The following is an 11,085-nucleotide window of genomic DNA, read 5'->3' as shown; positions in this document are numbered from 1 at the left end:
AATGCCGATGATGGGCCAGCAAATGCCGATGATGGGCCAGCAAATGCCGATGATGGGCCAGCAAATGCCGATGATGGGCCAGCAAATGCCGATGATGGACCAGCAAATGCCGATGATGGACCAGCAAATGCCGATGATGGGCCAGCAAATGCCAATGATGGGCCAGCAAATGCCGATGATGGGCCAACAAATGCCGATGATGGGCCAACAAATGCCGATGATGGGCCAACAAATGCCGATGATGGGCCAGCAAATGCCAATGATGGGCCAACAAATGCCGATGATGGGGCAACAAATGCCATTTCCTGTCCAAGACAGTGATTGCGGCTGCGGGGGGCAGAATCCAGGATTCCCAGTAGGTGGCTATGGAGTAAACCCAGGATATCATGTTCCACCAATGCAGGGAGGATTTTATCCAGGGCCGCAATATCCGCATATGGGCTATGGTCAACCAGGTTTCAATCCATATATGCAGGCAGGGGTACCTAACTATGGCACACCACCTGTACCTTTTGGAAATCCATATGAATTTGGTCCGGGGGTTCCACAAGCACGTGATGAAGAAAGCAGTGAATATAACGGGTAAATTAGGAGGAGACGATGGGTTTCAGGATCGTCTCCTCTCCTATTTAAATCAAAATTTGCCATATCAAATTGTTCGTCTTACCCCGCTAAGAAGGAATGTGTTTATTGTCAGGCTGAGTGATGGCTTTCAGTTTGTTCTTAAAGGCTATTCCTCCCTTCGACGCTTGAAAATACAAGAGGCCTTTATCCAATCGCTGAAAAAAGAGGGCTTCCCTTTTACGTATTCGATGTATTCTTTTCCAAAAGAACATTGCCTATATTTCGAGTCACAATATTTCGGTATTTTTGAATTTCTTACGAAAGGGGAGGAACCATTTTTCTATGATTCAAAAAAGAGTTGTCAGGAAGGATTACAGCTATTAGAGAAATTTCATGGTGTGTCAGAGAAATTGGTTGGCAGTTATAAAACACTCCTGCCTTTTTTTCATTTAATTGAAAAATGGGAGGAACGCTTTCGGCAATTTAAAAGTAATATCCCTATGCTCTCCTTTTTTTTACAAAAGGAAGTCGTACAAGATTTATCTGATTGGGCGGAATGGTCCCTAGCTGGTATAAAACAGGAAAAGGGAGCATTACAATTGTTTCCAAATGTGATATTACATGGGGACGTCGCACACCATAACTTTTTTCGTAGTTCAAATGGAGAATTGTTGTTAATTGATTTTGATTTAATTAGTATTTCTCCAGCCATGATCGATTATTTACAATATGCAAATCGAATCCTGCCTTTTTTAAATTGGTCATGTAAAGAGTTATCATCATTTGAACAGCTTCTCCCATATTTTAAACATACTATTTTTTTGTATGCTCTTGTCTATCCAACTGATATTTTTCGTGAATGGAATCGACTTGTAAAGGATCATTCTTTTAATGACACAAGAAAAGTCCGTGCTGTCATGGAATTAACCATAGGACAATATGATAAACGGCAAGCTTTTTACGAAGAAATAAAAACGCGAATCACAAATGGTGGTAACTGACAGGTTTGAAAAGCCAGATTCCCTCACATTCTAATAACGAGCATTGCTCATTCTTAGTGGAGAGGTGGAACTCGCTTGCAACAACATATAAAATTCTGGCTAATACCATCCATATTTATTATTGGGCTTACTGGCTGTGGCAACGGTAATGAGACAGCTGTTCAAGACCAACGTAACGATGAAACCATTCCTATTGGTTATTATTCCAATGAAAATCATGACGGTAATGGCGGGAATGCAATTTTACTTGAGGATGATAATGATGGTCCAGCAACCGAAACATTGGATCATACATTGGGAAGAGAACGGGAAGTGAACCGCCAAAGTGTTCAAAAGATGAAGAATAACAGTGGCATTTACAAAATAAATAATCGTGACATTGCTAATGACGGCGAATATAATTTAGGCAGTAATGATAAGAACTACCATGGACACCTTAATAACAATGACCTGCCAACACGGCAAAGCTACTATACCGGGAATGATGGGAAGTTAAGTGATCAAATAACCAACGAAGCAAAAAGGGTCGGGAATGTAAAGGATGCCAGGACTGTCATACAGGATAAGAATATTATCGTTGGGGTCCTTTTGAATGATAAAACGAAGGCGGACGAAACAAGGAGAAATATTAAGAACGCCCTTGAGCCCTATGCTGATGGCAGAAATGTTAAAGTAATGACAAATGAAAGCCAATATAATCGTATTAAAGTGATTAATAATGATTTGCGAAATGAAGGTCCCAACGACCAGCTTAACAAAGAAATAAAAAATCTAAACGAGGCAAATAATAATACGAAATAAAATAGTGAATGGAAAACAGAGCGGCTAAGCTCTGTTTTATTTTTTATGTCGAAAACTGGGATAATCATGAAAAAAATGGTCAAAATAGTAGTGTGATAATAAGCAGTTCAAATGCCGTTTCAGCAAGACCTTCGTTCATTCGCTCTAACTATGTGAAACAAGCTGTTTCTCCGATAACAAAACGAGGTGATCGTCTATGCAAACAAAGTGGTTTGTTCGAATTATTACCCTATTTGGAGTTGTATGGGTGATCTTTTTAGCAGATTTTGCTCTTGGAGGAGAAATACGAACAGTATTTGCTAATCAACCAGTTGAAGAAATTAAACTCCCGGTAAAAGTAGATGTGGTTTTAACGTATATGTATGTTGATGGAGAAATTAGTGAAGAGACCGTAACAGAAACAATTTATTCTCTGGAGAACTTTTGGGCTAAATATGATGAATGGCAGTTTATTGGTATGGAAAAAGGCAAATTCGTATTTCGAAAAGAATTAGACGATATCTCTCCATTATTAAAAGCAAATGGTTATTTCGGTGTTACGGAGGACGGTATTTTAACGATTTTTAATGGAAAGCCATATAAGTCTCATATTATTCAATCCTTTTTCCAAATTGATGTCGGCAAGCTGGAAAGTCGTAAAATAAAGGAATTAAAAAAGGGAATCCCAATCAAAACAAAAGACCGCTATGTCGAAGTATTAGAAACGTTTAAAACGTATTCAAAGGATAAGCAGGCTAATTAATGATGCCTAAAAGAACCGGTCAGCCGGTTCTTTTTTATGTTTATAGTGTTAAAGTACATTGTTGATTTTGGTAGCTGGTTGATTGTAGTGGAAGGCACGAAGACTCCTGCGTTCGCCCGCGGAAAGCGAAGTTTCTTGAACGGAAATCAACAACTATGTTTAACAGACTTAAAAATGCGGATGAATTATTTGACTTATCCAACATTTTTCTTAATCCGTCATATATTGTATGATAAAATGATGTACAGCAATTTAGAGGAGAGAAAAATATTGTATGAATTTATAAGAGGAAGTGTTCAATATATTCATCCTGAGTATATTGTGATTGAAAATAACGGAATTGGTTATCAAATTGCTGCTCCAAATCCTTTTGCCTACACAAAATACTCAGGTCAAGAAGTCACGGTCTATACGTATACATATGTACGAGAGGATATTCTCGCTTTGTACGGATTCCAGGCTCGCGAAGAGAAAACATTGTTTATGAAACTATTAAATGTTACCGGAATTGGTCCAAAGGGTGCTCTTGCAATACTTGCCTCCGGAGAACCGCAGCAGGTTGTGCAGGCGATTGAAAATGAGGATGAAGCCTTTCTTGTGAAATTTCCTGGCGTTGGGAAAAAGACAGCAAGACAAATTATCCTTGATTTAAAAGGGAAACTGCCTGACATCCTTCCTGATTATTTTCCAAATCTATTTCAGCCGGATCAAGTCGAACAGGAAAGTAAGTCTCATGAAGATTTTGATGAAGCAGTCCTTGCTTTAGTGGCTCTTGGTTACTCAGAAAAGGAAATAAAGAAAATCTCACCTGAACTAAGAAAAGAGCATCTAACAACTGATCAATATATTCGAAAAGGACTACAGCTGCTGCTTCGATAACTTCATTCAGCAAATGTTTATCGTACCGAAAGCTTGCGGCAGGTACGGAGGTCCTCCACTTCTATAAGTAGAGGATGAATGCAAATGACACTTCGATCAGTGGGAGTTCGAACCCCTGCTGAATGAAGTTATGCCTCCGGCGAGTCTTGCGATTTTTTAAAGGTAATTTATCGAGCGAGCTCGATAAAAATCCGGACGCAAATTCGACGGGCGAATTTGATAAGTGGGGGAGACGACGAATGGAAGAACGTATTATTTCAAGTGAAGCCGATTTAGGGGAAATCTCTTTTGAAACAAGCCTTCGTCCACAAACCTTAAATCAATATATTGGACAGGACAAAGTGAAGGAGAATCTTGCGGTCTTTATAAAGGCTGCTAAGCTAAGACAGGAAACCTTGGATCATGTCCTGCTTTACGGGCCTCCAGGTCTAGGGAAAACAACACTAGCTGCGATTATTGCCAACGAAATGGGTGTCAATATTCGTACAACGGCAGGACCAGCGATTGAAAGACCAGGTGATTTGGCAGCAATACTAACAGCTCTAGAGCCTGGTGATGTATTATTTATTGATGAAATCCATCGTTTGACAAGGTCGATTGAGGAAGTGCTGTATCCTGCAATGGAGGACTTTTGTTTAGATATTGTCATTGGAAAAGGTCCAAGTGCCCGCTCTGTAAGACTTGATTTACCACCGTTTACCCTTGTAGGTGCTACTACAAGAGCCGGATCGTTATCGGCACCATTACGGGATCGTTTTGGAGTTCATAGCCGGCTTGAATATTATAATTCCAGTCAACTACAGGAAATTGTCACAAGGACAGCAGAAGTATTGGATATTGAAATCGATCCACAGGCTGCTGCTGAAATTGCGTCAAGGTCGCGGGGAACTCCAAGAATTGCAAACCGTCTGTTAAAACGTGTACGCGACTTTGCCCAAGTTCGTGGAGACGGGCGGATTGATGAAGAAATTGCTCTAAAGTCGCTCGATCTTCTTCAGGTTGACCGTTTAGGGTTAGATCATATTGACCATAAATTAGTAAGAGGGATTATTGAAAAATACCGCGGCGGTCCTGTTGGGCTTGAAACCATTGCGGCAACGATTGGCGAAGAAGCACATACGATTGAAGATGTGTATGAGCCGTATCTCCTCCAAATTGGCTTTCTTCAGCGGACACCGAGAGGACGATTAGTAACGGATTTAGCCTACCGCCATCTTGGATTGGAGGTGCCTCACGATTGACAGGGATTGGCAAGCTGTTAATGACAATTGGGGTAGTTATTTTCATTATTGGTTTACTTATGCAATTTATCCATATTGGAAAATTACCAGGTGATATCGTGATAAAAAAAGGCAGCACAACCTTTTACTTTCCAATCATGACATCGATTGTGTTAAGTGTTGTGCTGTCACTGATTTTTTACTTTTTCGGGAAATTCCGTTGAATCCCCTGGCGAATTTTAATAATCCTGCCGCAAATTTAACGGAGCAAATTTGATTTTAGTAATAGATAGGGTGACATTATGAAAGTAGATTTATTTGATTTCCATTTACCTGAAGAATTAATAGCGCAAACTCCCTTGCTTGACCGTTCAAGCAGCAGACTTATGGTTTTAGATAAAGAATCTGGGAGTATCACACATGACATTTTTAAGCATATTAGAAACTATTTAAAGCCAGGAGACTGTCTTGTGCTAAATGATACCAAGGTTTTACCTGCAAGGCTGTTTGGTGAAAAAGAAGAAACAGGTGCGAAAATAGAGGTTTTATTATTAAAGCAAGAGGAAAATGATCGATGGGAAACGCTTGTTAAACCTGCTAAACGGATAAGAAAAGGTGCAAAGGTTATTTTTGGTAATGGATTACTAACAGCTGTTTGTGTTGAGGAGCTCGAGCATGGCGGAAGAATTCTTGATTTTCAATATGAGGGAATTTTCTATGAGGTGCTAGAACAGTTAGGTGAGATGCCGCTGCCTCCGTATATAAAGGAACAATTAGCGGATCAGGACCGGTACCAAACAGTCTATGCGCGTGAAAGAGGTTCCGCTGCTGCCCCTACAGCAGGTCTTCATTTTACAGAGGAGCTGCTCGATGAAATAAAAGCAGCAGGAATACATATTGCCTTTATTACACTTCATGTAGGTTTGGGAACATTCAGGCCGGTTAGTGTCGATGATGTTGACAAGCATGAAATGCATTCTGAATTTTATCAAATGACTGAAGGGACGGCTGCCTTGTTAAATGAGGTGCGGAGCTCAGGAGGGCGGATCATCTCTGTAGGGACAACCTCAACTCGGACATTGGAGACAATTGCTTCCGCCTATGATGGAAGATTTGAAGCAACGAGCGGCTGGACCGATATTTTCATTTATCCAGGCTATAAGTTTAAAGCCATTGACGGTATGATTACAAACTTTCATCTGCCAAAGTCAACGCTTATTATGTTAGTAAGTTCCTTAGCCGGCCGAGAAGCGGTATTACATGCATATGAAACAGCCGTTCAAGAACGCTATCGGTTTTTCAGCTTTGGTGACGCAATGCTGATTATTTGAGCAGGATTGGACAAAAGTGCAAACACTGCCAGCGCTTTTCAAATGAGAAAGGAGAATGAAACGATTGACAGCAGTTACTTATGAATTAATAAAAACATGTAAACAAACGGGGGCCCGGCTTGGCCGCGTACATACTCCTCACGGATCATTTGAAACCCCGGTTTTTATGCCTGTTGGAACGTTAGCGACAGTGAAAACCATGGCCCCCGAGGATCTAAAAGAAATGGGTGCCGGGATTATTTTAAGTAATACATATCATTTGTGGCTTCGTCCAGGACATGATATTGTTAAAGAAGCCGGTGGTCTGCATAAATTTATGAACTGGGACCGTGCTATATTAACAGATTCCGGCGGTTTCCAAGTGTTTAGTTTAAGTGAATTCCGCAAAATTGAAGAAGAGGGCGTCCATTTCCGCAATCATTTAAACGGTGACAAGCTTTTTCTCTCACCTGAAAAGGCGATGGAAATTCAAAATGCACTTGGATCTGATATTATGATGGCCTTTGATGAGTGTCCACCGTTTCCAGCTGAGTTTGACTATATGAAAAAATCGGTCGAACGGACATCACGTTGGGCTGAACGCTGCCTGCAGGCCCATAGCAGACCAAATGATCAAGGCTTGTTTGGGATTGTTCAGGGCGGTGAGTACGAAGAATTACGTAAGCAAAGTGCGCGTGATTTAGTGTCACTTGATTTTCCAGGCTATGCAATAGGTGGTCTTTCAGTTGGCGAGCCGAAGGATGTGATGAACCGTGTGCTTGAATTCACCACTCCTTTATTACCTACAAATAAACCGAGATATCTAATGGGAGTTGGTTCACCAGATTCATTGATTGATGGAGCCATTCGCGGAGTTGATATGTTCGATTGTGTTTTACCGACTCGAATTGCCAGGAACGGCACATTAATGACTTCGAGCGGACGTCTAGTTGTGAAGAATGCAAAATACGCCAGAGATTTTGGACCAATTGATGAGCATTGTGATTGCTATACATGTAGGAATTACAGCCGAGCATATATCCGTCACCTTATTCGCTGTGACGAAACATTCGGAATACGCTTAACGTCTTACCACAATCTATATTTTCTGGTAAAATTAATGGAACAAGTCAGACAAGCGATAAGAGAAGATCGTCTGGGGGACTTTAGAGAAGAGTTTTTTGAGCAATACGGTTTTAATAAGCCTAACGCCAAGAACTTCTAAATAATTAACTTGTGAAAGGAGGTAATGTGAGCATGGATGGTCTTTTAGGTACAGTAGGTCCCATTATTCTAATGTTTGTCCTTTTTTATTTCCTATTAATTCGCCCACAGCAAAAGAGACAAAAGAATGTGCAGCAAATGCAAAGCTCTCTTAAAAAGGGAGATAAAATAATTACAATCGGTGGTCTTCACGGTATTGTTGATTCAGTTGATGAAGGTAAAGTTGTAATTAAATGTGGAGATGGAAGTCGTCTTACATATGATAGATCAGCAGTACGTGATGTTGTTGAATCTGCTCAATCTTAATAGGATGAATGAGAAAAACAGGAAGCTGATAGTATGCTTCCTGTTTTTTTGTATTAATTATTACGAGACTTTCCACTCAGGTTTACTCCTAGAATGCCACCCATCATGGCAATTAATATATAACAAATGTGATAAATGATTTGTTCGAAATTTAAAATAGTGTCGAGACCTAAGAATTGATACAAAAAAATAATGATCGAATAGACCACGCCTGTTATGCCTCCGAGCATCCAGCCCTTTTGTTTTCCTCTGCCACCAGAAATAAATCCTCCTAGGAAAATGGATAAAAAGGAAATAGCTGAAATAACATATTGCACCGACGACTCCTGCAGAGAAGAAAACCTTAATAAAAACGCGAAAATTAAACTGCTGACAATCGCTAAAACAAAAATTGTCAAGGTTCCAAATAGCACAGCGCTGCTAAGGTTTTTTGACTCTTCGATACCTAACCTCTCCCTTCTGTATTTGGAAAAAGGATGTTCCAAATAAACCATATCTCTTTGTACAAGCATATTCGTGAACTTCGCAATATAGAATCAAATCTTTTTTTGGGTTGCATCTATAAAAGGTGGAATTTTCCAACATGGTTTTATTGTTAAAGCACAAACTAACCATAAAAGAAATCAGAGGAGGCAGTTTGTTAGAGACCAGAAATAGAATACTGGTCGAAAGGGGAATTGAAGGATGGATGATTTGCTAACGATCATTTTGAGGACTTTTATAACTTATTTTATTATTCTCGTGATCTTTCGTTTCATGGGTAAAAGAGAAATCGGTGAATTAAGCGTATTTGACTTGGTGGTTAATATCATGATTGCTGAAATAGCTGTTATGGCCATTGATGAAACTACAATTGAGTTAATCAAATCAATCGTGCCAATTGTTCTACTGATGTTGATTCAAATTTCAATGGCACGTTTATCATTAAAAAGTAAGAAATTTAGAGATTTAGTAGACGGGTCACCAACTATCGTCATTAATCAAGGGAAAATTGACGAAAATGCCATGCGGAAGCAGCGCTATAATTTTGATGACTTGCTGCAGCAGCTGCGAGAAAAGAATGTCCGAAATATCGCGGATGTTGAGTTTGCCATTCTTGAGCCATCAGGAAAGCTGTCCGTCATGGAAAAGAACAAAAGTGAAGAAGGGGATTTAACGCTTCCTCTTATTGTTGATGGTAATATTCAGCATGACCACCTACGAATAATAAACAAAACCGAATTATGGCTAAGACAGCAACTGAAACAAAAGGGATACACCGATATCAAAAAAATTTCATTCTGCAGCTTCCAAAATGATCAATTTTACATTGACCTAATAGATAATTAACGCATTAAAGCGGCGGGGGACTGTCCCCCACCGCTTTAATGCGTTGGGGTCTTCGGTGCTCCCGCTTAGTTTAACGTTTCAGTGTGGGGTGGGGCTGGCCGAAGATCGCCAGCTTGGACAATGGTTTACCGATCCATGGAATGCGGATAAGTTCGTCTTTTTGCAGTAATCCGAGCAAGAGAACAAGCAGGGAATAGATGATTGTGATGGCTATAGCAGAGAGCAGTACTTTTAAAGCCAACGGTTGTCCAGCTGGGAGATGGGTCATAATCCAGGCTCCCGCAAAACCGGCTACACCCATAATAAAAAAGGTTTTTAAATAATCCCGGATATAGAAAGTGAATGACACCTTTTTTAAGACCGTTGCGAAGTGTAGCAGGGATACAAGGACGAAGCCCACGAGCAGTCCGATTGCCACGCCATTTATTCCAAAGGCTGGCTGGCTTGCCAGTGCAAAAATGACGGCAGTTTTCACCACAGCTCCTATTAAACTGTTAATCATGGCTGCCCTTGCTAAATTGAGCGCCTGAAGTGTAGCCTGCAGGGGTCCTTGGTAATAATACAAAATAAAGAAAGGTGCCATTAATTTGATAAACCCTGAGCCGCTTTCTGAACCGTATAAAACCTCCATTAGTGGGTCAGCCAAAATATATAAAACTACGACAGCCAGTCCACCTGATAAAAAAACAAAACGTAGTGCCTGCTGTAATCGGTATTCGACCAGTTTCATATTATTTTTTGAATGTGCCTCACTGATGGCAGGCACTAACGATGTAGCCAATGATTGTGTAATAAACGATGGAAGCATTAATAATGGAAGGGCAAAGCCGGTTAATGAACCATACTGCTCTGTAGCAGCGACAGCAGCAATACCGGCAAGCGCAAGACTATGTGATACGACAATCGGTTCAAAAAACCAGGATAGCGAGCCAATCATTCTGCTCCCGGTTGTTGGAATCGCGATGCTCATAAGCTCCTGAAATGTGCCTTTACCAGAGCGAACGTAAGTGAAGAATTGTTTCCGGACAGGGAATTTCTTTTTTAACTTAAAGGTTGTTAGCAAGTAGAGAAGTGATGCGAGTTCTCCAATGACAGAGGATGCCATTGCGGCTGCTGCTGCATATTCAATGCCATATGGAATAAATGCTTTAGTCATGAACGCGATTAAGGCGATTCGAATCAGCTGTTCAATTAGTTGTGATAACGCAACAGGCTTCATGTTCTGTTTTCCCTGAAAATAGCCACGGATAACAGAGGAAATCGCAATGATTGGTACAACAGGTGCAATTGCTAATAGTGGATAAAGCGTTCTAGCATCAGTTAATAGCGTATCAGCAAGCATCGGTGCAGTTACAAGCAGGAGGGGCGTAAATATAGCCGAAAGCGTAATAGTCGTTGCTAAAGAAACGACAAGGATTTTCTTAACTTTCCCTTTATCTCCAACGGCTTCGGCTTCCGCAACGTTTTTTGATATCGCTACTGGCAGCCCTAGCTGTGTAATCGTAATGGCAAGAATGAAGGTTGGTACTGCCATCATATAAAGCCCTACACCCTCTGCTCCGATAAATCGGGCAATAACAATGCGGTTAATAAATCCTAATACACGTGTAATAAGCCCTGCTGCTAATAATATCAGCGTCCCTTTTATAAACTTTGACATTGTATTCCCTACCTTCTCAAAAAAGGTTTTATCATATACAATTATCTAT

12 protein-coding genes and 1 pseudogene are annotated in these 11,085 nt (G+C 40.5%); 11 read left to right on the top strand and 2 right to left on the bottom strand.

Going from position 1 to position 11,085, the window contains the following annotated elements; all coding sequences use genetic code 11:
* The 10 genes and pseudogenes from ACHUFV_RS08190 to yajC all read left to right on the top strand — a co-directional run.
* A pseudogene (locus ACHUFV_RS08190) lies at positions 1 to 586 on the top strand (hypothetical protein); the annotation flags it as partial.
* Positions 558 to 1,565: a phosphotransferase gene (locus ACHUFV_RS08185; RefSeq protein ID WP_394233440.1), complete on the top strand. Its 1,008-nt coding sequence runs from the start codon at positions 558 to 560 to the stop codon at positions 1,563 to 1,565. The pseudogene ACHUFV_RS08190 and the gene ACHUFV_RS08185, both read left to right, overlap by 29 nt.
* Before the next feature lie 75 nt (positions 1,566 to 1,640).
* Positions 1,641 to 2,366, top strand: a complete 726-nt coding sequence (locus tag ACHUFV_RS08180; RefSeq protein ID WP_394233083.1) for a YhcN/YlaJ family sporulation lipoprotein — start codon at positions 1,641 to 1,643, stop codon at positions 2,364 to 2,366.
* 196 nt (positions 2,367 to 2,562) lie between these two features.
* Positions 2,563 to 3,108, top strand: coding sequence for a BofC C-terminal domain-containing protein (locus ACHUFV_RS08175; protein WP_394233082.1), 546 nt, complete (start codon positions 2,563 to 2,565; stop codon positions 3,106 to 3,108).
* Between the two features lie 270 nt (positions 3,109 to 3,378).
* Positions 3,379 to 3,987 (top strand): Holliday junction branch migration protein RuvA, encoded by a 609-nt coding sequence (ruvA, locus tag ACHUFV_RS08170; protein WP_394233438.1) that lies wholly within the window; start codon positions 3,379 to 3,381, stop codon positions 3,985 to 3,987.
* A 239-nt stretch (positions 3,988 to 4,226) separates the two neighbouring features.
* Entirely contained in the window at positions 4,227 to 5,228 is a 1,002-nt protein-coding gene (gene ruvB / locus ACHUFV_RS08165) for a Holliday junction branch migration DNA helicase RuvB (protein ID WP_394233081.1), read from the top strand.
* Positions 5,225 to 5,431: a DUF2905 domain-containing protein gene (locus tag ACHUFV_RS08160; RefSeq protein ID WP_394233080.1), complete on the top strand. Its 207-nt coding sequence runs from the start codon at positions 5,225 to 5,227 to the stop codon at positions 5,429 to 5,431. Before ruvB ends, ACHUFV_RS08160 begins: the two co-directional genes overlap by 4 nt.
* A gap of 78 nt (positions 5,432 to 5,509) precedes the next feature.
* On the top strand, positions 5,510 to 6,538 hold the full coding sequence (gene queA, locus ACHUFV_RS08155) for a tRNA preQ1(34) S-adenosylmethionine ribosyltransferase-isomerase QueA (protein WP_394233079.1): 1,029 nt from the start codon (positions 5,510 to 5,512) through the stop codon (positions 6,536 to 6,538).
* Between the two features lie 64 nt (positions 6,539 to 6,602).
* The gene (tgt, locus tag ACHUFV_RS08150; RefSeq protein ID WP_394233078.1) at positions 6,603 to 7,742 is read left to right on the top strand and encodes a tRNA guanosine(34) transglycosylase Tgt; all 1,140 of its coding nucleotides are present in this window, start codon (positions 6,603 to 6,605) and stop codon (positions 7,740 to 7,742) included.
* Between the two features lie 32 nt (positions 7,743 to 7,774).
* The gene (gene yajC / locus ACHUFV_RS08145) at positions 7,775 to 8,047 is read left to right on the top strand and encodes a preprotein translocase subunit YajC (RefSeq protein ID WP_394233077.1); all 273 of its coding nucleotides are present in this window, start codon (positions 7,775 to 7,777) and stop codon (positions 8,045 to 8,047) included.
* 53 nt (positions 8,048 to 8,100) lie between these two features.
* On the opposite strand, the gene ACHUFV_RS08140 is transcribed toward yajC, so the two are convergent.
* Positions 8,101 to 8,541 (bottom strand): TIGR04086 family membrane protein, encoded by a 441-nt coding sequence (locus ACHUFV_RS08140; protein ID WP_394233436.1) that lies wholly within the window; start codon positions 8,539 to 8,541, stop codon positions 8,101 to 8,103.
* Positions 8,542 to 8,731: 190 nt separating this feature from the next.
* On the opposite strand from ACHUFV_RS08140, the gene ACHUFV_RS08135 reads away from it, so the two are divergent.
* Complete coding sequence (locus tag ACHUFV_RS08135; RefSeq protein ID WP_394233076.1) at positions 8,732 to 9,376, top strand: DUF421 domain-containing protein; 645 nt, start codon at positions 8,732 to 8,734, stop codon at positions 9,374 to 9,376.
* A 70-nt stretch (positions 9,377 to 9,446) separates the two neighbouring features.
* On the opposite strand, the gene spoVB is transcribed toward ACHUFV_RS08135, so the two are convergent.
* Complete coding sequence (gene spoVB, locus ACHUFV_RS08130; protein ID WP_394233075.1) at positions 9,447 to 11,036, bottom strand: stage V sporulation protein B; 1,590 nt, start codon at positions 11,034 to 11,036, stop codon at positions 9,447 to 9,449.
* Between the last annotated feature and the right edge of the window lie 49 nt (positions 11,037 to 11,085).

This window comes from Niallia oryzisoli, assembly GCF_043641075.1.
GTDB lineage: Bacteria > Bacillota > Bacilli > Bacillales > Cytobacillaceae > Bacillus_BD > Bacillus_BD oryzisoli_A.
Note: the sequence above shows the minus strand (reverse complement) of the source record. Positions and strands in the feature narration are given on the sequence as shown.

Coding starts and splice junctions, on each gene's coding strand:
- ACHUFV_RS08140 (WP_394233436.1), bottom strand. CDS start 8,541: ATGGTTTATTTGGAACATCCTTTTTCCAAATACAGAAGGGAGAGGTTA.
- queA (WP_394233079.1), top strand. CDS start 5,510: ATGAAAGTAGATTTATTTGATTTCCATTTACCTGAAGAATTAATAGCG.
- ruvB (WP_394233081.1), top strand. CDS start 4,227: ATGGAAGAACGTATTATTTCAAGTGAAGCCGATTTAGGGGAAATCTCT.
- spoVB (WP_394233075.1), bottom strand. CDS start 11,036: ATGTCAAAGTTTATAAAAGGGACGCTGATATTATTAGCAGCAGGGCTT.
- ACHUFV_RS08135 (WP_394233076.1), top strand. CDS start 8,732: ATGGATGATTTGCTAACGATCATTTTGAGGACTTTTATAACTTATTTT.
- ACHUFV_RS08175 (WP_394233082.1), top strand. CDS start 2,563: ATGCAAACAAAGTGGTTTGTTCGAATTATTACCCTATTTGGAGTTGTA.
- yajC (WP_394233077.1), top strand. CDS start 7,775: ATGGATGGTCTTTTAGGTACAGTAGGTCCCATTATTCTAATGTTTGTC.
- ACHUFV_RS08185 (WP_394233440.1), top strand. CDS start 558: ATGAAGAAAGCAGTGAATATAACGGGTAAATTAGGAGGAGACGATGGG.